This window comes from Amycolatopsis sp. NPDC023774 (assembly GCF_040639695.1).
In the GTDB taxonomy this organism is placed as follows: Bacteria; Actinomycetota; Actinomycetes; order Mycobacteriales; family Pseudonocardiaceae; genus Amycolatopsis.
The window spans coordinates 185780-211638 of the sequence record NZ_JBFAAJ010000009.1 but is presented as its reverse complement, the minus strand read 5'-3'; the positions used below and the strand labels follow the sequence as shown (position 1 = coordinate 211638).

The 25859-nt window shown below is 71.8% G+C and carries 30 protein-coding genes and 1 pseudogene; 11 read left to right on the top strand and 20 right to left on the bottom strand.

Annotated features, from left to right (window positions below):
• Window positions 1-25: 25 nt before the first annotated feature.
• From AB0F91_RS21445 to AB0F91_RS21430, 4 genes are all read right to left on the bottom strand, one after another.
• On the bottom strand, window positions 26-325 hold the full coding sequence (locus tag AB0F91_RS21445; RefSeq protein WP_360599678.1) for a hypothetical protein: 300 nt from the start codon (window positions 323-325) through the stop codon (window positions 26-28).
• Between the two features lie 147 nt (window positions 326-472).
• Window positions 473-1459, bottom strand: a complete 987-nt coding sequence (locus tag AB0F91_RS21440; protein ID WP_360599676.1) for a zinc-binding alcohol dehydrogenase family protein — start codon at window positions 1457-1459, stop codon at window positions 473-475.
• Between the two features lie 522 nt (window positions 1460-1981).
• Window positions 1982-2428 carry a DUF5994 family protein gene (locus AB0F91_RS21435; RefSeq protein WP_360599674.1) on the bottom strand — a complete coding sequence of 149 codons (447 nt, stop codon included), beginning with the start codon at window positions 2426-2428 and terminating at the stop codon, window positions 1982-1984.
• A 77-nt stretch (window positions 2429-2505) separates the two neighbouring features.
• Window positions 2506-2985, bottom strand: coding sequence for a DUF5994 family protein (locus AB0F91_RS21430; protein WP_360599672.1), 480 nt, complete (start codon window positions 2983-2985; stop codon window positions 2506-2508).
• A gap of 250 nt (window positions 2986-3235) precedes the next feature.
• On the opposite strand from AB0F91_RS21430, the gene AB0F91_RS21425 reads away from it, so the two are divergent.
• From AB0F91_RS21425 to AB0F91_RS21405, 5 genes are all read left to right on the top strand, one after another.
• The gene (locus AB0F91_RS21425) at window positions 3236-3676 is read left to right on the top strand and encodes a DUF5994 family protein (RefSeq protein ID WP_360599670.1); all 441 of its coding nucleotides are present in this window, start codon (window positions 3236-3238) and stop codon (window positions 3674-3676) included.
• 156 nt (window positions 3677-3832) lie between these two features.
• Window positions 3833-4687, top strand: coding sequence for an SDR family oxidoreductase (locus AB0F91_RS21420; RefSeq protein ID WP_360599668.1), 855 nt, complete (start codon window positions 3833-3835; stop codon window positions 4685-4687).
• A 35-nt stretch (window positions 4688-4722) separates the two neighbouring features.
• Window positions 4723-5691 carry an acyl-CoA dehydrogenase family protein gene (locus tag AB0F91_RS21415; RefSeq protein ID WP_360599666.1) on the top strand — a complete coding sequence of 323 codons (969 nt, stop codon included), beginning with the start codon at window positions 4723-4725 and terminating at the stop codon, window positions 5689-5691.
• Window positions 5688-6965: a bifunctional PIG-L family deacetylase/class I SAM-dependent methyltransferase gene (locus AB0F91_RS21410; protein ID WP_360599664.1), complete on the top strand. Its 1278-nt coding sequence runs from the start codon at window positions 5688-5690 to the stop codon at window positions 6963-6965. The genes AB0F91_RS21415 and AB0F91_RS21410 overlap by 4 nt, the downstream gene beginning before the upstream one ends.
• Complete coding sequence (locus tag AB0F91_RS21405; protein ID WP_360599661.1) at window positions 6962-7663, top strand: glycosyltransferase family 2 protein; 702 nt, start codon at window positions 6962-6964, stop codon at window positions 7661-7663. The genes AB0F91_RS21410 and AB0F91_RS21405 overlap by 4 nt, the downstream gene beginning before the upstream one ends.
• Window positions 7664-7724: 61 nt before the next feature.
• Here the strand turns inward: AB0F91_RS21405 and AB0F91_RS21400 are convergent, their stop codons facing one another.
• The 7 genes from AB0F91_RS21400 to AB0F91_RS21370 all read right to left on the bottom strand — a co-directional run bounded on the left by AB0F91_RS21400 (window position 7725) and on the right by AB0F91_RS21370 (window position 14005).
• Window positions 7725-8876 (bottom strand): N(5)-(carboxyethyl)ornithine synthase, encoded by a 1152-nt coding sequence (locus AB0F91_RS21400; protein WP_360599659.1) that lies wholly within the window; start codon window positions 8874-8876, stop codon window positions 7725-7727.
• Between the two features lie 428 nt (window positions 8877-9304).
• On the bottom strand, window positions 9305-10294 hold the full coding sequence (locus AB0F91_RS21395) for an acyl-CoA desaturase (protein ID WP_360599657.1): 990 nt from the start codon (window positions 10292-10294) through the stop codon (window positions 9305-9307).
• Between the two features lie 324 nt (window positions 10295-10618).
• Entirely contained in the window at window positions 10619-11047 is a 429-nt protein-coding gene (locus AB0F91_RS21390) for an ATP-binding protein (protein ID WP_360599655.1), read from the bottom strand.
• Between the two features lie 88 nt (window positions 11048-11135).
• A complete protein-coding gene (locus tag AB0F91_RS21385) occupies window positions 11136-11516 on the bottom strand; it encodes an STAS domain-containing protein (protein ID WP_360599653.1) in 381 nt (126 codons plus the stop codon).
• A gap of 82 nt (window positions 11517-11598) precedes the next feature.
• Window positions 11599-11964: an STAS domain-containing protein gene (locus AB0F91_RS21380; RefSeq protein WP_360599651.1), complete on the bottom strand. Its 366-nt coding sequence runs from the start codon at window positions 11962-11964 to the stop codon at window positions 11599-11601.
• Window positions 11961-13208, bottom strand: a complete 1248-nt coding sequence (locus tag AB0F91_RS21375) for a SpoIIE family protein phosphatase (RefSeq protein WP_360599649.1) — start codon at window positions 13206-13208, stop codon at window positions 11961-11963. The genes AB0F91_RS21380 and AB0F91_RS21375 overlap by 4 nt, the downstream gene beginning before the upstream one ends.
• On the bottom strand, window positions 13208-14005 hold the full coding sequence (locus tag AB0F91_RS21370) for an alpha/beta hydrolase (protein WP_360599647.1): 798 nt from the start codon (window positions 14003-14005) through the stop codon (window positions 13208-13210). Before AB0F91_RS21370 ends, AB0F91_RS21375 begins: the two co-directional genes overlap by 1 nt.
• Before the next feature lie 622 nt (window positions 14006-14627).
• On the opposite strand from AB0F91_RS21370, the gene AB0F91_RS21365 reads away from it, so the two are divergent.
• Together AB0F91_RS21365 and AB0F91_RS21360 are read left to right on the top strand one after the other, a co-directional pair.
• Complete coding sequence (locus AB0F91_RS21365) at window positions 14628-14837, top strand: hypothetical protein (RefSeq protein WP_360599645.1); 210 nt, start codon at window positions 14628-14630, stop codon at window positions 14835-14837.
• Between the two features lie 444 nt (window positions 14838-15281).
• Window positions 15282-15500: pseudogene (locus tag AB0F91_RS21360) on the top strand (choline dehydrogenase); the annotation flags it as partial.
• A gap of 252 nt (window positions 15501-15752) precedes the next feature.
• Here AB0F91_RS21360 and AB0F91_RS21355 read toward each other — a convergent pair.
• Window positions 15753-16958, bottom strand: a complete 1206-nt coding sequence (locus AB0F91_RS21355) for a beta-ketoacyl-[acyl-carrier-protein] synthase family protein (protein ID WP_360599643.1) — start codon at window positions 16956-16958, stop codon at window positions 15753-15755.
• Between the two features lie 190 nt (window positions 16959-17148).
• Here AB0F91_RS21355 and AB0F91_RS21350 point away from each other — a divergent pair, with 190 nt between their 5' ends.
• Entirely contained in the window at window positions 17149-18201 is a 1053-nt protein-coding gene (locus AB0F91_RS21350) for an LLM class F420-dependent oxidoreductase (RefSeq protein WP_360599641.1), read from the top strand.
• Window positions 18202-18321: 120 nt separating this feature from the next.
• Here the strand turns inward: AB0F91_RS21350 and AB0F91_RS21345 are convergent, their stop codons facing one another.
• On the bottom strand, window positions 18322-18873 hold the full coding sequence (locus AB0F91_RS21345) for an AMP-binding protein (protein WP_360599638.1): 552 nt from the start codon (window positions 18871-18873) through the stop codon (window positions 18322-18324).
• Between the two features lie 105 nt (window positions 18874-18978).
• Here AB0F91_RS21345 and AB0F91_RS21340 point away from each other — a divergent pair, with 105 nt between their 5' ends.
• Window positions 18979-19503, top strand: coding sequence for a helix-turn-helix domain-containing protein (locus AB0F91_RS21340; protein ID WP_360599636.1), 525 nt, complete (start codon window positions 18979-18981; stop codon window positions 19501-19503).
• 126 nt (window positions 19504-19629) lie between these two features.
• Here AB0F91_RS21340 and AB0F91_RS21335 read toward each other — a convergent pair whose 3' ends face one another.
• The gene (locus AB0F91_RS21335; protein ID WP_360599633.1) at window positions 19630-20310 is read right to left on the bottom strand and encodes an alpha/beta hydrolase fold domain-containing protein; all 681 of its coding nucleotides are present in this window, start codon (window positions 20308-20310) and stop codon (window positions 19630-19632) included.
• A gap of 134 nt (window positions 20311-20444) precedes the next feature.
• Here AB0F91_RS21335 and AB0F91_RS21330 point away from each other — a divergent pair, with 134 nt between their 5' ends.
• Entirely contained in the window at window positions 20445-20672 is a 228-nt protein-coding gene (locus tag AB0F91_RS21330) for a hypothetical protein (protein ID WP_360599631.1), read from the top strand.
• Window positions 20672-20839 carry a hypothetical protein gene (locus AB0F91_RS21325; RefSeq protein ID WP_360599629.1) on the top strand — a complete coding sequence of 56 codons (168 nt, stop codon included), beginning with the start codon at window positions 20672-20674 and terminating at the stop codon, window positions 20837-20839. Before AB0F91_RS21330 ends, AB0F91_RS21325 begins: the two co-directional genes overlap by 1 nt.
• Here AB0F91_RS21325 and AB0F91_RS21320 read toward each other — a convergent pair.
• The 6 genes from AB0F91_RS21320 to AB0F91_RS21295 are packed head-to-tail and all read right to left on the bottom strand — an operon-like array spanning window position 20811 to window position 25853.
• Window positions 20811-21698 (bottom strand): alpha/beta fold hydrolase, encoded by an 888-nt coding sequence (locus AB0F91_RS21320; RefSeq protein WP_360599626.1) that lies wholly within the window; start codon window positions 21696-21698, stop codon window positions 20811-20813. The genes AB0F91_RS21325 and AB0F91_RS21320 overlap by 29 nt on opposite strands.
• Entirely contained in the window at window positions 21695-22411 is a 717-nt protein-coding gene (locus AB0F91_RS21315) for an alpha/beta hydrolase (RefSeq protein WP_360599624.1), read from the bottom strand. The genes AB0F91_RS21320 and AB0F91_RS21315 overlap by 4 nt, the downstream gene beginning before the upstream one ends.
• Window positions 22412-22445: 34 nt before the next feature.
• A complete protein-coding gene (locus AB0F91_RS21310) occupies window positions 22446-23228 on the bottom strand; it encodes an ABC transporter ATP-binding protein (RefSeq protein ID WP_360599622.1) in 783 nt (260 codons plus the stop codon).
• The gene (locus AB0F91_RS21305) at window positions 23225-23998 is read right to left on the bottom strand and encodes an ABC transporter ATP-binding protein (protein ID WP_360599620.1); all 774 of its coding nucleotides are present in this window, start codon (window positions 23996-23998) and stop codon (window positions 23225-23227) included. The genes AB0F91_RS21310 and AB0F91_RS21305 overlap by 4 nt, the downstream gene beginning before the upstream one ends.
• Window positions 23995-24978: a branched-chain amino acid ABC transporter permease gene (locus AB0F91_RS21300; RefSeq protein WP_360599618.1), complete on the bottom strand. Its 984-nt coding sequence runs from the start codon at window positions 24976-24978 to the stop codon at window positions 23995-23997. The genes AB0F91_RS21305 and AB0F91_RS21300 overlap by 4 nt, the downstream gene beginning before the upstream one ends.
• Entirely contained in the window at window positions 24975-25853 is an 879-nt protein-coding gene (locus AB0F91_RS21295) for a branched-chain amino acid ABC transporter permease (protein ID WP_360599616.1), read from the bottom strand. The genes AB0F91_RS21300 and AB0F91_RS21295 overlap by 4 nt, the downstream gene beginning before the upstream one ends.
• Window positions 25854-25859: the final 6 nt, after the last annotated feature.

The window sequence follows — 25859 nt, the reverse complement described above, 5'->3', positions numbered from 1 at the left end:
GATGAAATAGCCAAAATAATTATGGTCATGTCGTCCGCTCAGTGACGACCTCAGGGACTTCGGTGAAACTCAGCTTCACGATTGCACCGGCCGGCATCTGCGCACTCGCCGCGACTTCCTTCCCTCCGCCGGTCAAGCAAGCCCTCCCCCGTTCACCGACCAGCAGCGGCAACAGATCGTCGGCCGGTTCACGACGGCGATCACCCACGACGACACCGGACACCACAACGGAAAGACCCTCGATCAGGACATCGTCAACGTGCTGACGATCAGCCGCGGCGGCAAGGTATCCGCCGTCGACGCCGACCTCGGTGACGGCAAGCAATTCGACGCCTACTTCTCCTGATCCCCACCCGGCTCTTCCAGCTCGATGCGATGCCGGGACCGGGAGCGTCCAGACGCTCCGATGCACCAAGGCGACGCCCCCGACGATCCTCAGAAGATCGTCGGGGGCGTCCCCACGAAAGCTCGATCAGATCGAGATCAGAACCCGACCGAACGGATCCCCTTCCATCAGGTGGCGCTGAGCCTCGGCCGCCTGCGCCAAGGGGAAGATCCTGTCGACGACGGGCGCGATCTCCTTGGCGGCGACCAGGTCGAGCAGGCGCGCGTTCGCGGTGTTGACCTGCGCCGGGCTGAACAGGGCGAACCGGAAGCCGTGCACGTGCGCGTTCTTCCAGATGAGGTCCGTGACGTCGATCGCAGCGCGGGTTCCGGCGGCGTAGCCGATGCTGATCAAGGTGCCGTCCACCGCGAGTGCGGAGAGCGCCTCACCGGTCACCGGCCCGGCCACGCCGTCGAGCACCACGTCCACGCCTTTGCCTTCGGTGATCCGGTGGACGCCGTCTCGCAGCGACTCCGTCGACAGGTCGATCACCTCGAACCCGGCTTCCCGCCCGCGCGCCGCCTTGGCGGAACTGGTGGCCGTGGTGATCGCCTTTCGCGCGCCGAGGACGCGGGCGACGTCGACGCCGCCCTGTCCGACCGCACCACCGACACCGGGGGCGAGCACGGTCTGCCCGGGCCGGAAGTTCGCGAGTTCGGTCAACGCGAGGTACGCGGTGAGGTGACCGGCACCGGCAGTCAGAGCGGCGGCGGCGACATCGTCGACTTGATCCGGCACCGGTACGAGGTGCTCCGGGGCCACGGCGACGTACTCGGCCCAGGACCCGTCCGCACCGACGCCGTAGCGGCCACCACTGAGCACCACCCGGCTCCCAGCGGGCAATGCCGCACCACCGGGCACCTCCAGTACCCCGACCCCGAAACAGCCAGGCCGCAGGGGCAAGGCCTTGACAGCAGCAGCCGGCAGTTTCCCTCGCCGAACCGTGTCGTCGAGCGGGTTCACCCCCGCGTACGTGATCCGGACGAGAGCCTGCCCGGGGCCGGGCTCCGGAGCGGGGACGTCGACCTGCTTCAGCACGTCGTAGTCACCGAAGCGGTCGAACTGCAGGGCCACGCATGGGCACCTCATTCGGTCGGGAAGTCGCCGTGCACCACAGCCATCGGCTGTCGACCCTCGCTGTGGTGGTCCGGCCACCGAGGCCGGCGACATAACCGTAACACTTTAACTTATTACGGAGCGAGTGGTCTGAAAGCCGGCCTCAGGTCACCACCGGGGGTGCTCCATGCGCGCCACGCCGGATGGGCCGTGGCGCCCGAGCGACGGTCGAGACCGGCGGACGCCGGTGCACCGAGGACGTCCGTCGCGCGCAGGCATTCGGCGAACTCTTCCGCTTGACGCTGCTGACCTCCCGGCGCCACGCCATGGAACAGGTCCTCGAACGTAGTCGGCGCCGAGGCGAGACCCCGCTCGGCCGCCATCGACGCCCTTACGGCGCGATGTACCACCGTCTGCCGATGGGCCCGGAGACGATCGACGGGCCGAACGTGCGGTCTCTTGTGGACACTGTTTTCGACGGCCTCACCACCGGCCGAGCCCCGCTGGACCGGCTCCGGGCGAGAGCGCGCCGGCACGTGTTCACACCGTGGAGCCACCTTCGGATTCCCAGCGGCGGATGTCGTTCTCGGCAAGGGGAGGAGCCAGGCCCGCGCCGTCCAGGATCGCCTCCGGGCGGGTTGCGTCGTTCTGGTCCGAGGCGGCCGACATCGCGCGCTCGACGATGGCCGGCGTCGTTCCGGCGGGAACGACGAGCAGGGTCAGGCGGCGCATCAGGCTGCCGGTCACGTGCACGATGTGGCGATCCTGCGACCGGAACCCCTCCAGCCGGATGATCATGCCGCGGTTCACCATTCTGGTTCGCGTCACCGTCCACGCCGACGAGGGGAACGCCACCCGCCACACCTGTCCGATCCGCTCGGCGAGCGCGGCCGCGAGTTCCGGGACCTCGGCTGCCAGATCCGTCGACCGCGGCCACCAGGCGCCGTCGACGCAGCCCGCGACGGAGAGCGCGGGCTTGAGCCGCACCCGGGGGCGGTCAGGCGGCCTGTGCGGTGGGTCGGACACGGGACCTCCGATCGTGCTCAGGACGGCCGGTGGGTACCTCAGGACAGGGTGGGGTCAACCAGGTCGATGACACCGGTGTCGCTCAAGATGAAGTGGGCGGAGCCCGTGCTGTCCGGGGCGGACGCCGCGATCAGCGCGCGTTCCGCGGCCGCGGGGTCGGCGTCCGGCGGGATCACCAACAGGGTCAGGTGGTGCAGGCGGGGTCCGACGACCACCACCGTGTGCTGCTGGAGCCCGAAGAATCCGGCGAGCCGCACCAGATCGGGGCCGTGGGCGAGCCGGGCGGGCGCGAGGTCCCACGCGGCCGGGTTGAACCCGATGCGTTCCACTCGACCGCGTCCGGCGGCGACCGCCGCGACGAGGGCACTGAACTCCCTCACCGGATCCCGCGACCGCGGCCACCAGGCGCCGTCGAAACAGCCCTTTGCCGCGCCCGGTTCCTTCAATCGCAGCCGATTTCCGGTCGCGAGCGAGCCGATCACCGTTCCCGCCGCACCGCGGTCCGATTCGAACTTCATGGTCGCACTCCTGTCCGGCTCGCTTCGTGCGATGGCCGCTGCCGCGGATTCCGGGCGGTGCGCCGTCCTAGGCCGACAGAATCGAATCGGTGATTTCGCGGGCCAGTACGTTCAGCGTACGCCGATTGCGCCGGCTTCCGGGTAGCCTGGTGATACCAGGGGCGAAACAGTATTCGGCCGTTCGCCGGTGCCACCTCTGGCGCACTGACGATCCCCGGCCCCGTCGAGGGCCGGAGGCGGGAGCGCCGGAATGGCGACCGTGATTCAGCGGGAAGCAGAACAACTCCACGAGCCCCGGCTGCGGGTGAAAAAGACCGGCGCCGAACGCGGCCAGGTCGACGGCGGCTGGTGGCCGCGGTCGACGGACCTGGAAGCGGAACTGCCCTCGCTGGCGGCGGCGCTCGAACTGTGGGTGGGACCGGTCACGCGGGTGTCCTACCACCTGGACACCTGGGGCCCGGCGACCCGCAAGGTCTATCTCGGCGACCGGATCGTGCCACTCGAGGGCTTTCGATTCACGAACCCGCACACGATCACAGCGATCGGCTCGAACGCACGCCAAGTCATCCTGCTGGTGGTGCCCCCGGAGACTCCGCGGGAAGCGGCCCATGCCGCGCTGCGCGCGGCCGCCGGCGAAGAGTCCCCCACCGCCACGTCGGAAATCCTGGCCGGCGAGGGTGTCCGACGGTAGGAGATCGCCTCTGGTGCAGGAGCACCCCGAAGTTGCGCAGACCATTGTACCGGTTACCCGCTTGCGGCCGGGCGAAACCCGCTGCGCCGGGCTTTGGAAGGGGGCGCGCGGGGGTAACCGGTGAGCGCAAGGACCCTGACCGCACAGGAGAAGCGCATGCCCGACGAACAGCGTCCGCCCCAGCAGCAGGAGCCGCCCGGGGTTACCGAGGAGATGGAGCCGCGCCCGCGTGACACGATGGACGGCTACGAGGGCAGCGGGCTCCTCGCGGGTAGGCGCGCCCTGGTCACCGGCGGCGACTCGGGCATCGGCCGGGCCGTGGCGATCGCGTTCGCCAAGGAGGGCGCGGACGTCGCCATCGCCTACCTCGAAGAGGACGACGACGCGAAGTACACCGCGAGCCGCGTCGAAGCCGAAGGACGCAAGTGCGTGCTGCTGCCCGGCGATCTGGCCGCCGCGCAGCATTGTCGCGACGTGGTGGCCCGCACCGTCGAGCAGCTCGGTGGTCTCGACCTGCTCGTGAACAACGCCGCCGTGCAGTGGCCCGTCGACGCGCCGGAGGACCTCACCGACGAGCAGTGGCTGCGCACGTTCGACGTCAACATGCACAGCTACTTTCGCGTGACCGCCGCCGCGCTGCCACACCTGGGCGAGGGCTCGTCGATCATCAACACCGGTTCGGTCAACGGCTTGCGCGGCAACAAGTCCCTCATCGACTACTCGGCCACCAAGGGTGCGATCCACGCGTGGACGTACTCGATGGCCCAGGCGCTGGCCGACCGCGGCGTGCGCGTGAACTGCGTCGCGCCGGGTCCGGTGTGGACACCGCTGATCCCGTCGACGTTCCCACCGGAGCAGGTGCAGGAGTTCGGCTCGCAGGCGCCGTTCGGCCGCGCCGCGCACCCCGACGAACTCGCCCCGTCCTACGTGCTCCTCGCCGCCGACCGGCTCTCCTCGTACTACAGCGGGGAAGTCCTCGCCGCGCTGGGCGGCGAGACGACCCCCGGCTGAGCCGAACCCGACCGATCGGCAGACAGGACCTCGTGATGACTTCCTTGCTGAGTGCTGAGCCGCTCCCGGAACCGCTCCCGGTGCCCCGGACCGTCGAGTGGGTGGCCGCTGAGCTGCGCGCGCTGCTGGCGAACGGCGCGCTGGAACTGCCCGTGCCCGGCCACGGCGGGCTCGCGCGGCGCTGGTCGGCTCTCGCCGCGTACGGGCGGCGCGACCTCGCCTTGGCGCGGCTGGCCGAAGGGCACACCGACGCCGTCGCGATCCTCGCCGAGGCGGGACGCAAGCCGGAACCCGGTGCGCTGTACGGGGTCTGGGCCGCGAAGTCCGGAGGAACCGGCGCGGCTCTCGACGGCGGCCGGCTCTCCGGGACGGTCCGGTTCTGCTCCGGGCTGACCACACTCGACCGGGCGCTCGTCGCCGCGGGGGACCGGCTCGTGGAGGTCGACCTCACCGCGGCAGGCGTGGCGCGCCACCCGGAAGCGTGGCAGGCACTGGGAATGGACGCCTCCGACAGCGGCGACGTCGTCTTCGGCTCGGTTCCCGTCGCGTCCGACTCGGTCATCGGGCCCCCGGGCTGGTACGTCGAGCGGCCCGGGTTCGTCTTCGGTGGCACGGGAGTCGCCGCCGTCTGGCTGGGCGGTGCGGCCGGTGTCCTCGACGTGGTCCGCGACGTGCTGCGGGAGAAAGCCGACGAACACCAGCTCGCGCATTTCGGCGCGCTGCACACCGCGATCGCGGCGGCCGACGCCCTGCTCACGGCGACCGCGGGTGTGCTCGAGGACGCGCCGGATCCCGCATTGCTCCACGACACCTGCCGCGCGAGCGTGGAGCACGCCGCCCGGGAGGTGCTCGACCGCGCGCCCCGCATCACCGGCCCCGCGCCGATGTGCCGCGACCGCGGGTTCGCCCAGCGCCTGGCCGACCTGCAGGTCTTCGTGCGCCAGCACCACGGCGAGCGGGACCTCGCCGCGCTGGGCCGCCGCGTGCTGGAGGTGACGCCGTGAAGCCGTTCGTACCGGAGAGCGAATGGACGCGGGAGTACGAGCCGTGGCCGGACGACGACTTCCGCCGCGTGCTCGTGGTCGCCGCGCACCCCGACGACGAAACGCTCGGCGCCGGTGGGCTGGTGCAGCACCTGCACACCGCCGGCGCGGCGGTGACGCTCGTCGTGGTCACCGACGGCGAAGCCGCGTTCCCCGCCGCCGACGCCGCCGAACGCCGCCGGCTGGCGAGCGTCCGCCGCAAGGAACTGGCGCGCGCGCTCGCGGCACAGGGACTGTCCGAAGTGGAACCGATCTGGCTCGGCCTGCCGGACTCGGGCCTGGCCGAGCGCACTGCGGAGCTCACGGATGCGCTGCGCGAGCACGCCGCCGACCGCGACCTGTGCCTGATGCCGTGGCCGGACGACCCGCACCCGGACCACCGGGCGGCGGGGCGGGCCGCGGTGGCCGCCGCGCCCGTGACCGCGCACTGCTGGGCCTACCCGATCTGGTTGTGGCACTGGGGCCGGCCGGACTCGCCGGACGTCCCGTGGCACCTCGCCCGCGCGTACTCGCTCAGCGTCGCCGAGCGGGCGGCCAAGGCCACCGCCGTCCGCGAGTTCGTCTCACAGCTGAAACCCGGCCCCCGTGGCGAAGACCCCATCCTGCCGCCCGAAGTGCTCGCCCATTTCGACCGGCCGCACGAGACCCTCTTGCGCGTGCCACCGGCCCGCTCGGCGCCCGTCGGCCGGTTCGCTGAGCTCTACGATCGGGCGGCCGACCCGTGGCAGGTCGCCACCAGCTGGTACGAACGCCGCAAACGCGGACTGCTGCTCGCCGCGCTGCCCCGCGAGCACTACGGCACCGTCGTCGAACCGGCCTGCGGCACCGGCGCCCTGACGCGCGAACTCGCGGACCGGTGCGACCGGCTGCTGGCCTCCGACCCGGTGCCGGAAGCCGTGCGGCGCACGCGGGAGGCCACAGCCGGGCTGTCCACAGCGGACGTCCACGAGGGCGCCGTGCCGGACGTGCTGCCCGCGGGGCCGGTCGACCTCGTCGTGTTCGGCGAGCTGCTGTACTACCTGGACGACGCCGACCTCACCGCCACGATCGACCGCGCCGTGGCCTCCCTCGCGCCCGGCGGCGAGATCGCGGCCGTGCACTGGCGACACTGGGCACCGGAAGCACCGCGCGACGGCCGGGAGGTCCACCGGCGGCTGGCGGGGCACCCGGGGCTCGAGACCGTGGTGGAGCACGTCGACGAGGAGTTCCTGCTGCACGTGCTGAGGCGCCGGTGATCGCCGCTGTCGCCGTGGTCGTCCCCGCCCGGGACGAAGCCACGACCCTGCCGCGCTGCCTCGACGCCGTCCACCGTGCCTTGGCGCAACTGCCGGCCGGGACGGCCCGTACCGTGGTCGTCGTCGCCGACCGCTGCACCGACGCCACCGCGGCGCTCGCCCGCCGCCACGGCGCCCACGTCACGACGAACACCCGGCTCACCACCATCGGCGCCGTGCGCGACCTCGGCTGCCGAACGGCCCTCCGAGCGCTGCCCGGCTACTCGGCCTCCGAGGTGCTGCTGCTCAACACCGACGCCGACACCGAGGTGACCCCGCTGTGGGCGGCCCGGCACCTCGACCGTGCCCGCCTCGGCTGGCACGCGTGCGCCGGCCCGGCGCACCTGTTCGCGCCGTTCCCCGGCACCAGCACGGCGGCGGCCCGCTACCGCGACGTCGTGGCGGGCGGCGAACCCAATGTCTACGGCGCCAACCTCGCCGTCCGCGCCGACGCCTACCGCGGCGTCGGCGGCTTCGGCCCGATCGCCACCGGCGAAGACCACGCGTTGTGGCACCGCCTCGGCGCGGCCGGGTATCAGCGGTGCCACGAACCGGCCGCACGCGTGTTCACCAGCCCCCGGTTGCACGGCCGCGCGCCTGGCGGGCTGGCCGCATTGCTCCACGCGCTCGCGCACGACACCGGTCGTCAGGCGCCGTGAAGGCCTGGCTTCGCCGCCCGGAGCGCTGGTTTCTCCGGGCGGTGAAGCCACGTCGCCGGGCTCAGAGGTGGTGGTGCGGGTATTCCGGTGACCGGTGCTGGAAGGACAGGATCGCGGGGTTTTCGACCGTGCCGTCGCGGATCTCGACGGCGCGCCGGACCGTGGGGTGGTCGTCCCACGTGGCGGGGCCCGAAAGGACCGAGCGCAGGTGCGGCAGCAGGGCTTCGCTGATCTCCCAGGTCGCCGAGTTCCACAGGTAGGACGGGCTGTGGTCGACGGAGTAATAGGTGATGCCGTCACCGACCGCGAAGGTCGGCGCGGCGAACGTCGTGGGCCGTGCCCAGCTGAAGCCCATGCCTTCGTCGCACGAAACGTCGACGATGAGGCTGCCCGCGGTGAACGCGGCGAGGTCGTCCTCGATGAGGAAGGTCAGCGGCGCGTCGGTGTCCTGCAGCACGCAGTTGACGACGATGTCGTGCTCGGCGAGGAACCCGGCGAGCGGCACCCGGCCCCTCGGGGTGAGCGCGTGGCTGCGGCGGAGATCGCCCGGGTTGGTCACGTCGTGGTCGATGTGCACCATCGTCGCGGAGTGGATCGGCGAGCCGACCGCGCTGAGGCCACGAGCGGTAAGGACGTCGACGTCGTGGACCCCGTGGGCGTTCAGCGCCGTCACCGAGCCGCGCGCCGTCGCGCCGAAACCGATCACCACCGCCCGCAGCCGCCGGCCGAAGTCGCCGGTCGACCCGATCAGCTGCAGGCCGTGCACCACCGAGCAGTAACCGGCCAGCTCGTTGTTCTTGTGGAACACGTGCAGGCCGAACGAGCCGTCACGGCGCCAGTGGTTCATCGCCTCGAAGGCGATCACCGTCAGCCGCCGGTCGATGGCCAGCTGGGTCAGCTCGGCGTCCTGCACGCAGTGGGGCCAGCCCCACAGCACCTGGCCGTCCCGCAGTTCGGCGACGTCGTCGGCCAGCGGCTTGGCCAGCAGGACGACGTCGCACTCGGCGATGAGCTGCTCGCGCGAGCGCAGCCCCGCGACGCTGCCGGCCAGTCGCTCGTCGGGCACGCCGAAGGGTTCGCCGTAGCCGTGTTCGAGGTAGATGGTTTTCCGGAGATCGGCGTCGATCCGGTCGAGGTGGTGCGGGTGGATCGGCAACCGACGTTCGTTCTCTTTCCGTGAACGCGCGATGACGCCGAGACTGAGCTGGTGCACCTGGAGCCCCTTTGCTAGGACCCAGTCCTAACACACTCGGCGCACGCGCCGTACCTCGCCAGGCTCGGTCGGTGCGCGGGTACAGGGTTTCGCGGACGATGAGCAGCGCCGCGGCGGCGATGGGAACGACGACGGTGATCGAAACCAGCGCCGCGCAGGGGACGCCGACGATCAGCAGCCACGCCGGCGTCAGCACCCGGCGATCACGGAGATGGCCAGATCGCCGAGCAGCACGTCGGGAAGCCACCGAGGGCCAGGAGCCGCACCGGCCCGTAGACCACCGCCGCAGCCGCCATGCCGAGCAGGAACAGCGACCGGCGGTGGAGTGGAGTTCCCTTGGCCCCCCACGGTTGTGCGGTAGTCCGAGCTCGGGCGGCTGCGAGGTCAACCCGAGCTGATGAAACCGGGGTTGGGTCCGGCAGGCAGGGTCATCGCGGGCCGGGCACTCCGCGTTCGAGCCCCGGCGCGTAGCCCGGGTTGAGCTTGCGGACCAGGCGTTCGGGCTTCGGCCAGCGGACGTCGGTGGCCCAGCCGGCCTTCTCGAACAGCCAGATGATCCGGGCCGAGATGTCCAGCTGGCCACGGCGGACACCGTGGCGGGCACCGGTCGGATCGGCGTGGTGGGAGTTGTGCCACGACTCGCCCATGGACGCGATGGCCAACGGCCAGAAGTTCGCCGACTTGTCACGCGCGGCGTAGGGCCGGTCGCCGATCAGGTGGCACAGCGAGTTCACCGACCAGGTCACGTGGTGCAGCACCGCGACGCGCACCAGGCTCGCCCAGAAGAACGCCGTCAGCGCGCCCCACCAGGACATCGTGGCGAGACCGCCGATGAGGGCGGGCGCCAGGAGCGTGAGCACGGTCAACGCCGGGAACCAGCGGTCCACGCGGGCGAGGTCGCGGTCGGCGAGCAGGTCGGGGGCGAAACGCCGGGCGTTGGTCCGCCGGCGGTCGAACAGCCAGCCCATGTGCGCGTACCAGAACCCCTTGGCGAGCGCGGCCGGTGTGGTGCCGTAGCGCCACGGGGAGTGCGGATCGCCTTCGCGGTCGGCGTAAGCGTGGTGGCGGCGGTGGTCGGCGACCCAGCCGATCACCGGCCCCTGCATCGCCATGCTCCCGGTCACCGCGAGCGCGATCCGCAGCGCGCGAACGGCCTTGAACGCGCCGTGCGTGAAGTACCGGTGGAACCCGATCGTCACGCCGAGACAGGTGAGCACGTAGAACCCGGCGGCCAGGCCGAGGTCGACCCAGCCCAGGCCCCACCCCCACGCGAACGGCACCGCCGCGGCCAGCGCCAGCAACGGCACGACGGCGAACAGCTTCACCAGGAAGTTCTCGGTCCGGGTCTTTTCTCCCGACAGCATCGGCTCCGCGGGTTTTCGCGTGTCGGGGCCAGGACGGGTGAGGGTATGGGTCATGCGATCGCTCACTTCTCGGAGACGGACGGTGGTCGCCGAGGTTCCGGGGCGATTACCACCAAGGTATCCCGGGTAGGGCGGGGCGAAACCGCCGGTTGGTCACACCTGCGTCACGGTCCGGGCCATGCCGCGGATTGTCCACATCGGATTGCCGGGGAAGCGGTACCGGAACTCGGCCAGGATCCTCATGAAGAACACCGCGGCGGCCTCACCGGGCCGCTCCTCACTCGACTGTCCAGTGTGGACTGAGCGGTATCGTGGACATCCGGTCGTATCGCTGGATGCACGCGGCCCGTCCTCACACAACGCCGCACCCGCGGTGATCTAAGTGGGGTCGGGGTGCAGGCGCCAGGTCATGGTCACGGTGGTGCCGGAGTCGGTGCGGACGATCGTGGCGTCGTCGGACAAGATCCGGATGAGAGCCAGCCCGCGGCCCCGCGACGGGTCGGGTGCGGCCGGCGAGCGCGCCCAGCGGCCGAAGTCGGTGACCGTGACGCGGATCAGCCCGGGCTGGTGCTGGGCGCGCAGCTCGACGTCGCCGGCAGCGCCGGCCGGGTAGGCGTGCTCGGCGGTGTTGATCAGTGCCTCGTAGGCGGCCAGTGCGATGTCGCCCACGAGGTCGGCCGGCGGGTGGTGCGCCGCGATCCACCGGGTGAGCTTGTGGCGCACCTTGGTCACGTCACCGGTGCGCGCCGGCGACGTGACCCGCAGCTCGGGGGTGACGGGCGCCCCGGAATCGCCGGCCGGAGCCATGTGCGCCACCTCGCCTTTTTCCTGATCGGGTTGGCCTGGACGTCATGGCTCGGGATACCCGCGCACGGCACTCTCAAGCACCGGATGCTCACCCGGCGGCCAGAGCTTCCTCCACCGAGGGGTACGTCGCGAGCTGTCGGTCGAGGCCGACCAGCTTCAGCGTGCGGGCGACGTAATGCTCGACCGCGAGGCGCAGGCTGGTCTGCTCGGCGGCCCTCAGGTGCGCGTCGACCAGGGCCGCGATCGCGCCCGAGCCGAAGAACTCCACGGCGGTGAGGTCGATCACCAGCACCTCGGGGCCGTCTTCGACCGCCTTGTGGATCGAGGTCCGCAGCTCGGGAGTGCTCACCGCGTCGAACTCGCCCTGCGCGGTCAGCACCACGGCGGATCCGGCGCGGCGCAGGCTGATGGTCGTTTCCGCCGCGAACGAGCGGGGGTCTTGTCCTGAGTTCGGATCTGATACCGGCATGCTTCGATACTCGTCCGCCCACCGCCGGTCCGCACAGCCACCGGTGTCGCGACGTGCCGCGCGGGACGGGCGGGGCACGCGGTCACTGGCCGGAAGCGCTTGACGCCCAAGCCTTGCGGGCGTCCTCGGTGGTGGGGTAGCTCTTGAAAAGCTCGGCCAGCCCGACGAGGCCGAGCGTGCGGGCCAGGTCGCCGGGCACCGCGGCCAATGCGATCGCCGCGCCGGACGCGACAGCCACGTTGCGAGCCGCGATCAGGACCGAGACGCCGCTGGAATCGCAGAACTGCAACCCGCTCAGGTCGACGAGCAGCTGATGCCCGGCTGACAGGGCGAGGAGCCGGATCGCTTCGAGGGCGTCGGGCGCGGTCGCGGCGTCGAGCTCCCCGCTGAGCTCGAGCACAGGGCCCGACGCGGTGTCGCGGGTGGTGACGGCGAACTCGATGGTCACGGCTCCTCGTCTCCGGTGTGCGGAATGCTCAGGGCGAGCAGGGCGGTGTCGTCGTCGACGCCTTCGGCGAAGCCGGCGAGCAGGTCGGAGATCGCGGCCACCACCGTCGTCGCCGTGGCCGGGGCGAGGGTCGAGGCGAAGTCGCGCAGCTGTTCCTCGCTGTAGCGGACGCGGTCCCGCGTGCGGGCTTCGGTCAGGCCGTCGGAGTACAGCACCAGTGTGTCCCCGGGCCCGAGGTGGCGCTCGACGGCGACGAACCGCGCGTCGGGCAGCGCGCCGACCAGCTGGCCACCGGGCGTTTCGAGCAGCTCGGCTGCGCCGTCGTGGCGGATCAGCAGCGCGGGCGGGTGCCCGCCGCCGGCGAGGGTGACGGTGGCGCCCCCGGCGTCGGGCACGAGCAGCCCGTGGACGACGGTGCAGTACCGCGGGTCGGTGCTGTGGTACTCGTGGTTGAGCACGGTGTTGAGATTGCCCAGCACCGTGACCGGATCCGGGTCGTAGACCGCGGCCGCGCGCAAGGTGTAGCGAGCCAGCGAGGTCACCGCGGCGGCCTCCGCGCCCTTGCCCGACACATCGCCGAGGAAGAACCCCCAGGTGCCGCCGGTCAGTGGGAACAGATCGTAGAAGTCGCCGCCGACCTCGTCGGCCGAGGCGGGGTAGTAGTACGCGGCAACGTCCATCCCGGGCACGGCTGGCAGCACCGGCGGCAGCAACGACCGCTGCAGCGTCCTGGCCAGGCGCTGCACGCGGTCGCGCTCGCGCTCGGCCTCCTGGCGGGCCCGCAGCAGTTCCTGCTCGTAGGCACGACGATCACGCGCGTCGAAGACGGTGGTGCGGATCAGCTGGCCTTCGCCGCCCGAACCGGTTTTCACCCTGGACGTGACCAGCACCGGCAACCGTGTCCCGTCGGCGCCCTTGAGCTCGAGGGCGATGCCGCCGAGCTCGCCGTGCATGCGCAGCGACGGCGCGAAGTGCGTCTCGTGGTACAGCCGGCCACCGACAGTGAGCAGGTCGGCGAACCGGCGGCGCCCCACCAGTTCCTCGCGCCGGTAGCCGAGCCAGCCGAGCAGCGTGGTGTTGACCTTGGCGATCGTGCCGTCCATCAACGTGGACAGGTAGCCACACGGCGCGTGCTCGTAGAGGTCCTCGGCACTGTCCTCCAACAGCGCGGAGAACGACGCGGCCAGCGCCTCGGGGTGTTCTCCCGCCGACCCGCCGCCGGCGTCGCCGGTCTCGCCCATCATCAGCCGGCCGCGAACGCCGTGATCGCGGCCGCGGTCGCCTCGGGCGCGCTCAGCTGCGGGCAGTGGCCGGTCGCGTCGAGAGTCACCAGCACGCTGTCCGCGATCCGCTCGTGGACGTAGCGCCCGACCTCGGGCGGCGCGATAGCGTCCTCGGCGCACTGCAGCACCGCCGTGGGCACCGCGACCGTCGGCAGGTCCGCGCGGTTGTCGGACAGGAACGTGGCCTGCGCAAAGACCCGGGCGATCGCCGGGTCGGTGCGGCAGAAGCTGTCCTTGAGCTCCTCGCCGAGCTCGGGCCGCTCCGGGTTGCCCATGATCACCGGCGCCATCGCGCCAGACCAGCCGAGGTAGTTCGCGTCGAGCGAGTCGAGCAGCTCGTCGATGTCGGCGCGGCTGAACCCGCCGCGGTAGTCGCCGTCGTCGAGATACCGCGGCGACGGCGTCAGCAGCACCAGCTTCGCGAACCGTGCCGGCTCGCGGTTGGCGGCCAGCACCGCGACCATCGCGCTCACCGAGTGCCCGACCAGCACCACTTCACGCAGCTCGAGCTCCGCGCAGACGTCGAGCACGTCCTGCGCGTACCCCTCCAGCCGGGAATACCGCGGCTCCGACCACGCCGACAGGTCCGACTTTCCCGAGCCGACGTAGTCGAACAGCACCACGCGGAACCGCTCGGCCAGCGCCGGCACGACGAGCCGCCACAGGTTCTGGTCACACCCGAACCCATGTGCGAGCAGCACTGTGGGCCCGTCTTCCCGGCCGGTCACGGTCACGTTGTTCCTGGTGCGCACATCCACCGGACCATCCTGTCACCGATCCCCGAGCGTAGCCGGATCGCATGCGGCTGAGCCGGACCTGCCGGGCCCGAGGCCGTCACGGTCGCGCCCACTGCGCCATCCGGTCCTCGCCGAGGCGGGTGCGCAGGGCGGGGTCCGTGCCGGCGAGGCCGCGGGCCCGGCGCCCGGCACGGGACGACGACCTCGCCGACGTGTCCGTTTGGCCGGACCAGGCGCGTGGTCTCGGCCAGCTCCTCGAACGGGTAGACCACCGACCCGGCTGGACGGTGGCGCCGGAGGAGATGAGGCGTCTAGTTTCGCCGGCTTCCCGCAGATTGCCGCCGTGGCTGCCGATGACGCGGTTCAGCTTCATCTCCAGGTGGCGGGTGTCGTGGAAGTGCCCCCCTCTGCCGGGAGTGACGGTGAAGCTCGTGCCGAGGACGCCTTCGAAATCCGCGTGTGGTGCCGCGCGTGGCCCTAAGCTACCTGGAGCGTCCGGACCTCGACGAGGTCGCGTTCGACACCGAAAGCTGCTGCTGTCCCGGCGACGCCGTCGCGTTCGCCGGCGGGACCGGCCCACGGCCTGCGCTACCGCCGCCGGCCAGCGGAGGACTTCAGGCTCTCTACCGGCACGTTCGGCCGGGTGGAGGTCGTCCGCACCGCGCTGTTCTCGGCCGCGCCCATCCTCGCGGACGCCGTGATCACCGGCGAGGACCGCGTCGAGGTGGGCGCACTGGAGTGGCTCAACGCGGCCGAGACCGCCCGGGTGCTCGACGCCGTCCCGTCGCCGGAGGGAGAGGTCGTGCACTCGTCCGTCCTCGCCGCTCACCTGGGCGCGCCTTGGCGAAGCTGAACCGTGTCGCCGGTTCGGCCTCCCGGGTCCGGCGGCCGCTGGTGCCGACCCGCCCGGCTGATCCGGACGCGGGAGAGATCACGGACCAGGGCTGCGTGTGCCAGCGGCGGGTGCTCGCCGCGCGAGCTGCGCTGGTTTCCCGGGTCTGCGCGAATCCGTTGCCGGCCACGTTGGTCACGCCGTCGTCGGTGAGGTAGGGCGTTACTGGTCAACGTGCGTGCCGCGATCGGCAACCCGCAGCGGCGCCCGCTTGCGAGCGTGGCGGCGAACACCGTTGTGCCAGCAGGAGGACACCAGGACATCGACCGCCGACGCCCCGGCCGAGCGCACGTCCGGGATGTTCATCGGGGAGGCCTGGTCGGAGGCGGCGGCGACGTTCGAAGACCGGCGCCGGACCTGCCGCCGCTGTTCCTGCACCTCGTCTACCCGGCCGAGGGCTACGCGATGCCGGAACACGGCTACCCGACCGCCGCCGGTCTCGTCGCGCCGAAATCACGCGGCACGCTGCGCTTGGCCCCGGCCGATCCGGAGGCGCCCGCCCACCGGCCCGTCGGGACCTACCACCACCAGGTCGGCACGTGCCCGATGAGCGTCGAAGAGCTGGCCGTGGTCGACGCGCGGCCGGCGGGTCCGCGGGGGCTGCCGGTGGCCGACGGGTCGGCCATGCCGGTGGTGACGTCGGCCAACACGAACGCGCCGTCGATCATGATCGGCGAGACGGCGGCGGACCTGATCACGGGCCGGCTCGCCCCGTGTCCTCATGGGACGGACGCCCGCAGCTCCGGCGCCGCGCGGTCGCGGCCCTCGCGCACCACCGTGCTGATGTCGTACAAGACGCAGAACCAGGACGGTGACGTTCGGCGGAGCACCGCCGCGCGCGTCCTGGCGTTCCGCCGGCCCGAGGCCTTGCACCGGTCAGGCGACCGGCGAGAACACGAGGCTGCCGTTGTGCCCGCCGAAGCCGAAGCTGTTGGAGAGCACGGGTCCCGGCGTCCACGGCGTCGGCGCGCGGGGCACGTCGATGTCCAGCGCTGGGTCCTGTGTGGACAGGCCGAGCGTCGGCGGGACCAGCTCGTGCGCCATCGTCAGCGCCACGGCGACGGCCTCCACCGCGCCGGCCGAGCCGAACGAGTGCCCGGTGGCACCCTTGATGCTGGTCACCAGCGGCCGGGAGGCGCCGAAGACGCGGCGGATGGCGTGGGCCTCGGCAGCGTCGTTGAGGGCCGTCGAGGTGCCGTGGGCGTTGATGTGGGTGATGTCCTGCGGCGTGTAGCCGGCGTCCTCGATCGCCATCCGCATGCAGCGCTCGGCGCCGGCACCGTTCGGGGCGGGCGCGGTGACGTGGTAGGCGTCGGCGGTCGAGGCGGTGCCGTCGATGGTCAAGTAGATGCTCGCGCCGCGTTCGAGAGCGAGCTCCAGCGGCTCGAGCACGAGGATGCCGGCCGCTTCCGACGCGGCGAGGCCGTCTCTGTCCACATCGAACGGACGCGAGATCCCACTGCGGCTGAGCGCGCGCATGTTGGTGAACCCGGCCACGCACACGGGCGTGAGGCTCGAGTCGCTGCCGCCCGCGAGCACGAGGTCGGCGGCGCCCGAGGCGATGAGCTTGGCGCCCGCGGCGATCGCGTCGGTGCCGGCCGCGCAGGCCGTGGTGATCACCGACGCGCTGCCCTGGAAGCCGTAGCGGATGCTGAGCGCGGCGGCGCCGGCGTTCGGCATCGTCATGGGCACGGTGTGTGGCGACACCCTGCGCTCGCCCTGCGCGGCCAGGACCGCGGCCTGCGACTCCAGAGTGGACACGCCACCGATGCCCGTACCGAGCGAGACGGCGGCGCGTTCGGCGTCCGGCACGGTCACCGTCGGCTCGATCTCGCCGGTCAGCAGCCCCGCGTCCGCCAGCGCCTCGTCGGCGGCCGCGACCGCCATCTGCGTCGCGAGGTCCGCCGTGCGCGCCACCTTGTGCGACATCCAGCGCCGCGGGTCGAAGCCGCTGAGCCGCCGCACGTTCGCCGCGGCGGCCGGACGCGACAGCCCGTCCCAGAACTCCTTCACGCCGATGCCGGCCGGCGACACGACACCGATCCCGGTCACCGCGACGCGCCGGTTGAGGGCTGGCTTCATGCACGTGCTCCTTCGGAAGAAATGCCCACCATCTGGCTAGGCTTTTGCGCAGTCAGGTGTAGTCTACGGGACGATCACTCCGGAGCCACACCGATCGAACCAAGTCACCCCGGTGGTTGACGAGTGAGTTGCATTGCGCAACTCTGAGAGCACGCAGCAACTTCACCGGAGCAGGAAAGCAGGCGGGGCCGTGCTTGTCGGCATCTACAACGAGTACAGCGCGAAAGGCAGCTTCCGCGACCTGGCCGGCGACGTCGTCGCGTACGAACGCGCCGGCGCGGACATCGCCTACGTGGCCGAGGTCTACACGTTCGACGCGGTGAGCCAACTCGGCGCGCTCGCCGCGCTCACGAGCACCATCCGCATCGGCTCGGCGATCCTGCCGATCTACACGCGCACACCTTCGCTGGTCGCGATGACCGCCGCCGGCCTGGACCACGTGAGCGAGGGCCGGTTCATCCTCGGCCTCGGCGCTTCGGGACCGCAGGTGATCGAAGGGTTCCACGGCGTGCCGTACAAGGCGCCGCTCGGGCGCACCCGCGAGGTCGTCGAGATCTGCCGCCAGGTCTGGCGGCGCGAACGCGTCGTGCACCAGGGCGAGCACTATCGCATCCCGCTGCCCGAGGACGAGGGCACCGGCCTCGGCAAGCCGCTCAAGCTGATCAACACGCCGGTGCGCAGCCGGATCCCGATCCTGATCGCCTCCATCGGGCCCCAGAACGTCGCCATGACCGCGGAGCTCGCCGACATCTGGCAGCCGTTCTTCTTCCTGCCGGAGAAGGCGAAGGACGTCTGGGGCCAGTCGCTGGCCGACGGCGCCGCGAAGCGCGCCGACGACCTGGCCCCACTGCAGATCGAGGCTCAGGCGGTCTTCCGCATCACCGACGACCCCCGGCCGATGCTGGACGCGATGCGCCCGACGCTCGCCCTGTACATCGGCGGCATGGGCGCGAAGGGCCGCAACTTCTACAACGACCTCGTGCGCCGCTACGGCTTCGAGGCCGAGGCGGAGAAGATCCAGGACCTCTACCTGGCCGGCAAGAAGCAGGAGGCGGAAGCGGCGGTCCCGGAAGAGCTGCTCCGCTCGATCTCGTTGATCGGCCCCGAAAGCCACATCCGCGAGCGCATCGCCGCGTACCGGGAAGCCGGAGTCACCACGCTCACCATCACCCCCGCCGGCGCGAACCGGGACGAGCGGGCCGGCGTGGTCGAACAGTTCCGCGCGCTGGTGGACGAGAGCTGACGCGAGCCCGGTCGAAACGGGTCTCATCCGCGGCGGCGGCGCTTTCCACGGCCCGCACCGGAGTCCGGCGGGAGCCAAGGCGGGCCCAGGTCTCGGACGGCAGGTCGTCGAACGCCGTCTTCACGCGAGCACGGCGGACAGGTCACTCTTGCCCAGAAGGTGAACGGTGCCGCCGCAACCCAGCGCGCTGGCCGTCACGCTCTGGCCGACGACGTGGCGGCTCGGCTGGAAGCCGAGCACGAGCGCGCGATTCTCACGGCCGGGCATGAACTCGCGCCACAGCTCAAGGGAGACGCGCTCGGAGTGCGTGGCGCCCTTGGGCGTACCGGTGCTGCCCGAAGTGTAGCTGAGCATCGCTAGCGGATCGGCGTCCGCGGGATCGGCGGTGTCAAGCGGTGCGGCCGGGAGCGCGGAGTCGCGTTCGGCGACGACGGGCAGGACGTTGAGCACGACGTCGCTGCCGGCTTCGGAAAGGCGTGCCTTCGCGGCTGCGACGCTGTCGCGGTGACCGTCGAGCTCGGTGGTGCAGTCGAAGGCCACGAGCCGGAGCACCGAGGGGCTCGCGACGAGGTCGACCGTCGTGCCGAAGTGCTCCGAGCTCGCGCCGAACACCTTGACTCCGGTCTCCTCGACGATGGTCTTGAGGTTGCCCGCGGTGGCCCCGGCCCGCACAGCACGGAGACAGCGCCAAGCCGGGCGCCGGCTGACTTTCCAACGGAATAGCCAGCACGCTGGCAGCCTGACTATGGTCAGAGCTAGACAGGTACAGTGACTGTCATGGCACACACACAGGAGCCCGAGGCGGACCGTCCCGTGGTGACGCGCGTCGGCCGGTTCGTCGACCGCGACGCGTGGACTGCCGAAGGCTGGTGCAAGATCGAGCGGGCGCTGGAGCTCGTCGGCACCCGGTCGGCGATGATCCTGCTGCGCGAGGCGTTCTACGGGGGCCGGCGCTTCGACGAGCTGACCCGGCGCACCGGCCTGAGCGACGCGGTTGCGGCGAAGCGGCTCAAGCAGCTTGTCGACGACGGCTTGCTGCGCCAGCAGCCCTACCGCGAGCCCGGGACGCGCACCCGCCACGAGTACGTGCTGACCGAGCTGGGGCGTTCGCTGTTCCCCGTAGTGGTCGCGATGATGAACTGGGGCGCCACTTTGGCGGGTCCGGCCGGCGGCGTCGAGCTGGTGCACGCCGGCTGCGGTGAACTGCTCCGCGCCGCCGTGCGCTGCACGGCCGGCCACGACGTCACCCTGGAAGAGACCGAGGCACAGATTGCCCGCGCCAAGCGGGCGCGGCGGGCTTAGCCTTTCCCGGTTGTCGCAAGTGGACTGGCTCGGTGCGGTCAGGGGACCACTCGCCGACGCCCAGCCGGGGCAGGTCTTCGGACGCCGCCACCACTCGCCGGCCAAACCTCAGGGACCCCTCGCCGCTCAGAGGACACGGCGAAACGCACCGATCGAGTCGGCCGTCAACCACCGCGAGACCTGGGCGGTGGCGACGAACGTGGCCCCGTGGCACGTACCTGGGTACAGGTGCAGCTCCACGGAGACGTTGGCCTGGGCCAGGCGGCGCGCGTACGGCAGGGCTTCGTCGCGCAGCGGATCGAACTGGCTCGCCGTGACGTGGGCCGGCGGCAAGCCCGCCGGGTCCGTCCGCCCGCGCGGGCGCCGCATACGGCGACACGTCCGGTCCACCGGGGAGAAAGCCGAGCCCCGCTGGACATTCCGCCGATGCCAGACCGGAGTGTCCACACAGGTCCGCATCGATTCGGTCAGCAGCCGGTCGGCCAGTTCCGGAATCCCGAGCGCCTGGAACACCAACGCCGGCCCGCCCCGGTCCCGCGCGGGCAACGCAACCGTCGTGGCCAGACCACCGCCGGCGCTCTGCCCGCACACCGCGATCCGCACCGGATCGGCCCCGAGCTCGCCGACGGACTCCGCCGGCCACACCACCGCCGCACAGCAGTCGTCGAGCGCGGCGAGGCACGGGTGCTCGGGCGCGAGCCGGCAGCCGGCAGCCGGCAGCCGGCAGCCGGCAGCCGGCGGAAACGACCACCGCGCCCACCGAGCGGGCGAGCGCGGCGGCCCCGCCGTGTTCGGTGTCCAGCCCACCGGCGACGAACCCGCCGGATTGGAGCTGCAGGATCGCCTGCAACAGCCCGTTCTCACCGACAACGGCGTGGACCTGTGGCCGATCGCCCGCTCGCTCATCAGCTGGGGCGACGACTTCTCCTCACCCGGCCGGGGTGAAGCGCGCGCTGCGCCACGACGCGGACGGCGCGCTGCTCGACCACGACGGCCGGTGCGCGAAGTGCGGCGAGCTCGTCGCGGTCGGCGACACCCGCATCGAACCCGGCCCCGGCTTCCGGCCGACCGGCGCCGAGGCCGACCCGGTGTCCGCGGCGCTCAACGCGGCTGCTGCTCGAGCCGATCTCGGCGTCGCGGACCACGCCGGCCGGCTGACTACCAGCTGATGGGCGACGCCAGGAACGGCTTGTCCTCCGGCGATCTCCCGGCCGCCCTGCGCCTGCTGCCGACCGGTCTCCCGCCGGCGCCCGTCGAGGACGCCGTGCCGGACCTGCCGGCCGAGGACGCGTGCGACCGGGGCGTGCTCAGGAAACCCGGTCCAGCCACCCGATGACCAGCTCCGCCAGCACTTCGCTGTTGTCCTCGCTCATCAGCATGTGCCCGTTGCCGGTGTGCTCCGGATCGTCGAGGAACCGGTACGTGACCTCGGCGCCGTGAGCGGTCAGCCATTCGGCGGTGGCGCCGTCGGCCGGGCGCGGGTGGTCGGTGTCCCGGTCCCCGGTGAGCACCAGCACGGGCTTGCCGTCGAAGCGGCCGCTCCCCCGCAGTTGGCTGCCGCGGACGTTCTGGCGCTGCGCCAGCAGCCCCGCGGGGATGGGGCCGAGCTGCCGGCTGTACGTCGCCACCGCGCCGGCCGGAAACCGCGTGCTGGCACCGATCATCTTCGCCCGGGCGAAGGCGTCGTTCGGCCACCACAGGCCGCGCTTCGGCAGCCGCCACCGAAGGGCCAGGCCCTGGATCTCGACGTCGTCCTCGGTCTCGTCCAGCACGGTCGGCTCCGGCTGGATGTCGCCGGGCGGACCGGGCGCGAGCGCGACCAGCGCGGCGATCCGGTCCCCGTGCGTGGCCAGCAGGCGGAACCCGAACGGCCCCGACATCGAGTGCACGACCAGCACCACCGGCTCGTCCTGCGCCTCGAGCAGCGCGCCCAGCGCCGCACAGACGACCTCGCCCGTGACCTCGTCGGGCGGCAGCGACGTACTGCGCCCGGTGCCGGGCCAGTCCGGCACCAGCACCCGGTAGCCGTGTTCGGCAAAGGCTTGGGCCCAGCCCGGGCGACCGTCCGGAGTGGACAGGTAACACGCACCGGTCACGCTGCCGCCGTGCACGAGGACGACGCTGCGCGCCGGGGCGTGGTCAGGCCGCAGCTCGTCGTAGTACAGCGGCGCCAGGAAACCGGTGCGGTGCCTCACGCGGTGGCCTCCAGCAACGCCTTCGCGATCTCGGCCGGGTGCGTGAGCATGGCCTCGTGGCTGCCGGAACACTCGACGATCCGCGCATCGGCCAGTCGGGTGGCGGACCGCTCGTAGGCCGTCTTCGGCACGGCCTGGTCCTGCGGCAGGAAGACGTAGCTGCTGGGCAAGCCCGAGGTGAAGAACCGGGACAGCCGGACCGGCTCGGTGAGCCAGCCCAGCGGGCTCGGCGCGATCCGCGCGGCGACGCTCGCGGCCAGCGCTTCGTCGGCGTCCTGCATGAACGCCCCCAGGAACATCTCGGGCGGCAGGGTGACGGAGTTGTCGGTGCTCTGCTCGGCCAGTGCGGTGACCGCGCCGACGAGCTCGTCCGGCAGGAGGTCGTTGATGCACTCACCGTCCGCCGGCACCCACGCGTCCACGAACACGGTGCGCTCCACGCGTTCGGGTCGCTGTTGCGCGACGAGCTGGATCACCGGGCCGCCACCGCTGGGGCCCACCAGGACGAACCGGTCGAATCCGGGTCGCTCGATCCGATCGATCAGGTCCTCGACCATGGTGGTCAGCGTGACGCCGGAACGGTCGACGGCGCCGTCCTCGTGGGCGAGCAGGGTCGGGGTGAACACGTCGTGGCCGGCGGCGTGCAGCTGTTCGGCCATGCCGTCCCACGCCCAGCCGCCCTGCCACCCGCCGTGGACGAGCACGATCTTCATGGCGCCCCTCCCTGAGCTTCTACTGTGGACAGTCTCAGGCAGTCTCCAGCGGTTCGCGCAACCCGGCGGGCAGCGCACGGGCGTGCCCCACGGAGACGGCGTCGCGGGCGGTGCCTAGGTAGTGGCGGCTCACGTCGTCGTCGGCGAGCAGAGCCGCCGCGGTGTCGGTGCGGGTGATGGTGCCGTTCTCCATCACCACGCCGTGGTCGGCGATGCCGAGCGCGGCGGCGGCGTTCTGCTCGGCGAGCAGAATCGTCACGCCGTCGCGCGCGAGCTGCTGCAGCACCCCGAGGATTTCGGTGACCAACAAGGGCGCGATGCCCAGCGACGGTTCGTCGAGCAACAGCACCTTCGGCTCCCGCACGAGCGCACGCGCGATGGCCAGCATCTGCTGCTGGCCGCCGGACAGCAGCCCGGACTGGCGGGTGGCGAACTCACGCAGGATCGGGAACAGGCCGTAGGCCCGCTCCAGCCGTTCGGTCACCCCGGTGCCGCGCACCCCGGTGCCGTGCAGTCCGACCTGCAGGTTCTCGGCCACGGTGAGGTCGCCGAACAGCTGCCGCCCGGCCGGGACAAGGCACACGCCGCGGCGCGCCACCTCGTGCGCGGCGAGCCCGGCGACCGGTTCGCCGCCCAGCGTGACCTCCCCCGCGGCCGGCCGGTGCAGGCCGGCGAGGCACTTGAGCAGCGTGGTCTTGCCCGCGCCGTTGGCGCCGATCATCGCGACCATCGTGCCGTCGGGGACTTCACAGGACACGTCGTGCAGCACGCGGGTGGAACCGTAGCGGGCCTCGAGGCCGCGGACGGTGAGTTTCATGGCTTCACTCCCAGGTAGGCCTCGATCACGGCCGGGTCGGCCTGCACGCGCTGGGGCACGTCGTCGGCGATCACGCGCCCGGCGTCGAGGACGGTGACGTGGTCGCTCACGGTCATGACCAGCTCGATGTTGTGCTCGATCACCACCAGCGAGATACCCCCCGCGCACACGGCCCGCAGCGCGGCCGCGAGCTCGCCGGTCTCCGTGTCGTCGAGCCCGGCCGCCGGTTCGTCCAGCAGCAGCAACGTCGGTCCGCCCGCGAGTCCGCGGGCGACCTCGACCAGCCGCTGGGCACCGGCGGGCAGCTCGCCCGCGAGGCTGTCGGCGAACGCGCCGAGCTCCAGGAACTCCAGCAGCTCGTCGGCGCGGCGGCCGAGCGCGCGTTCCTCGCGGCGGGTGCGCGGCAGCCGCAGGCCGTCGGAGAGGAAGCGCGCGCGGGTGAAGCGGTAGCCGCCGAGCATCACGTTCTCGCGCACGGTCAGCGTGCCGACCAGCCGCGCGGACTGGAAGGTGCGTGCGAGGCCGAGCGTGGGCAGCCGGTGTGGGCGGATGCCGGTGATGTCGCGCCCGGCGAACTCGACCCGGCCGGCGTCGGGCGCGGTGAACCCGGTCATGAGGTCGAGCAGCGTGGTCTTGCCGGCACCGTTGGGGCCGATGATCGCGCGCACGGTGCCGGGGGCGACGGTGAAGCTCACGTCGTCGACCGCGGTCACGCCGCCGAAGCGGCGGGTCAGGCCGTGCACGGCCAGCAGCGGGGTCTCGGTGGTCATCGCTGCACCGCTTTCTTGACCGCGCCCCAGATCCCGCGCGGCAGGTAGGTGATCACGAGGATGAGCACGACCCCGGCCACGAACGGCGACCAGGACGCGAAGCTCTGCCCCACCTCCGGCAGCCCTTGGATCACGAGCGCGCCCAGCAGCGGCCCGACAATCGTGCGCGCGCCACCGAGCGCGAGCATGATCACGATGCTCAGCGCCACCGTGACCCCGACGACTTCGGGCGAGATGAACCGCAGGTAGAACGCGTAGAGGCTGCCGCCGAGCGAGGCGTAAACGGCCGAGACCACGAACGCGCTGGTCTTGTAGCGGGCCGCGTTGATGCCGAGCATCGTCGCGGCGGCCGGGTCGGCGGCGATGGCCGACAGCGCGCGCCCGGTCTGGGAACGCTGCAGGTTGCCGACGAACCACGCGCCGAGCCCGCACACCACGAGCAGCAGGTAGTAGTTGGCCTGGTCGCTGAAGACGTCGAACGTGCCCAGGCGCAGGCTCGGCACGCCGACCAGGCCCGAAGGCCCGCCGGTGAACCCGGTGAGCCCGGACGCGAGCGACTCCGTGATCACGGCCAGCCCCAGCGTCGCGAGCGCGAGGTAGTAGCCGCGCAGCCGCAGGAACACGGTGCCCAGCCCGGCCGCCACCGCCGCGGACACCACGGCCATCACGATCATCGCCACCAGCGTCGGCCAGTGCCAGCGCAGCGTGAGCAGGCCCGCGCCGTAGCCACCGATCGCCATGAACAGCGTCTGTCCCAACGAGACCTGGCCCGCGTAACCCATGAGCAGGTTGAGCCCGAGCACGATGAGGAAGAAGATCCCGGCGATCACGAGCAGGCCCAGCCAGCCCGGGACCAGCAACGGCAGCACGAGGGCGACGACCACCGCGACGGCTGCGATGACCAGCCGCTGCGGTGCCCGTTGCGACCGAGGCTGAGGCGTCCTTGTGAGAGGAGGGGTGGTCTGTTCCTTCGTGGTCATCGGCGCACCTCGCTCGTCTTGCCCAGCAGCCCGGTCGGTCGCACGAGCAGGAGCACGATGAGCACGGCCATCGCGATCACCTGCGCGAGGTCACCGCTGGTGTAGCGGCTGAAAAGTCCTTGCAGCAGGCCGAGAACGAGGCCGCCGACCACGGCACCGGCCGTGCTGCCGAGGCCACCCGCGACCGCCGCGATGAATCCGGCGACCGCGTACGGGGTCACCGTGGAGAACTGCAGGAACGTCGCGGGGATCACCGTGGTGCCGGCCAACGCCGCCATCGCACCGGCGAGGCTGAACGCGATCAGCCGGATGCGCCCGACGTTGATCCCTTGCAGCGCCGCGGCTTCCGGGTTGCTGGCCGTGGCGCGCATCGTCAGCCCGAGGCTCGTGCGCTGCACCAGGAACCACAGCGCGGCCACCGTCACCACGAGCGCGCCGATGATCCACAGGTACTGCGAGACGATGCGGACACCGCCGATCGTGATCGCGGTGTCGCCGCTGAAGGGCTGCATCGTGTACGGCAGGTTGCCCCACACGAGCAGCAGCAGCCCACCGATCGCCTGCAGCAGACCGACGGTGACCAGCAGCATCCGGTCCGGCGTCGCGCGGGCCGCGGCCGGCGCCATCACCAGCCGCTCCACCACCGCCATGAGCACCGCGAAGAGCGGCACCACGATCACCACGGTGGCCAGCGGCGGTACCCCCAGCCACTGCTGGATCGACACGGCCAGCAGCGCCGCGAGCACCACGAACCCGCCCTGGGCGAGGTTGATGATGCGGCTGATCGAGTAGACGAGCGAGACGCCCAGCGCGATCAGCGCGTAGACGCCCCCGTCGGCGAGGCCGCCGATGAGGACCTGGATCAGTCCGGACATGGCCGT

Bases quoted from the DNA above. Each gene is read 5' to 3' on its own strand.
- AB0F91_RS21430 (WP_360599672.1), bottom strand. From the start codon at position 2,985: ATGAAGTTCGAATCGGACCGCGGTGCGGCGGGAACGGTGATCGGCTCG.
- AB0F91_RS21425 (WP_360599670.1), top strand. From the start codon at position 3,236: ATGGCGACCGTGATTCAGCGGGAAGCAGAACAACTCCACGAGCCCCGG.
- AB0F91_RS21420 (WP_360599668.1), top strand. From the start codon at position 3,833: ATGCCCGACGAACAGCGTCCGCCCCAGCAGCAGGAGCCGCCCGGGGTT.
- AB0F91_RS21415 (WP_360599666.1), top strand. From the start codon at position 4,723: ATGACTTCCTTGCTGAGTGCTGAGCCGCTCCCGGAACCGCTCCCGGTG.
- AB0F91_RS21395 (WP_360599657.1), bottom strand. From the start codon at position 10,294: ATGACCCATACCCTCACCCGTCCTGGCCCCGACACGCGAAAACCCGCG.
- AB0F91_RS21390 (WP_360599655.1), bottom strand. From the start codon at position 11,047: ATGGCTCCGGCCGGCGATTCCGGGGCGCCCGTCACCCCCGAGCTGCGG.
- AB0F91_RS21385 (WP_360599653.1), bottom strand. From the start codon at position 11,516: ATGCCGGTATCAGATCCGAACTCAGGACAAGACCCCCGCTCGTTCGCG.
- AB0F91_RS21375 (WP_360599649.1), bottom strand. From the start codon at position 13,208: ATGATGGGCGAGACCGGCGACGCCGGCGGCGGGTCGGCGGGAGAACAC.
- AB0F91_RS21355 (WP_360599643.1), bottom strand. From the start codon at position 16,958: ATGAAGCCAGCCCTCAACCGGCGCGTCGCGGTGACCGGGATCGGTGTC.
- AB0F91_RS21340 (WP_360599636.1), top strand. From the start codon at position 18,979: ATGGCACACACACAGGAGCCCGAGGCGGACCGTCCCGTGGTGACGCGC.
- AB0F91_RS21325 (WP_360599629.1), top strand. From the start codon at position 20,672: ATGGGCGACGCCAGGAACGGCTTGTCCTCCGGCGATCTCCCGGCCGCC.
- AB0F91_RS21315 (WP_360599624.1), bottom strand. From the start codon at position 22,411: ATGAAGATCGTGCTCGTCCACGGCGGGTGGCAGGGCGGCTGGGCGTGG.
- AB0F91_RS21310 (WP_360599622.1), bottom strand. From the start codon at position 23,228: ATGAAACTCACCGTCCGCGGCCTCGAGGCCCGCTACGGTTCCACCCGC.
- AB0F91_RS21305 (WP_360599620.1), bottom strand. From the start codon at position 23,998: ATGACCACCGAGACCCCGCTGCTGGCCGTGCACGGCCTGACCCGCCGC.
- AB0F91_RS21300 (WP_360599618.1), bottom strand. From the start codon at position 24,978: ATGACCACGAAGGAACAGACCACCCCTCCTCTCACAAGGACGCCTCAG.
- AB0F91_RS21295 (WP_360599616.1), bottom strand. From the start codon at position 25,853: ATGTCCGGACTGATCCAGGTCCTCATCGGCGGCCTCGCCGACGGGGGC.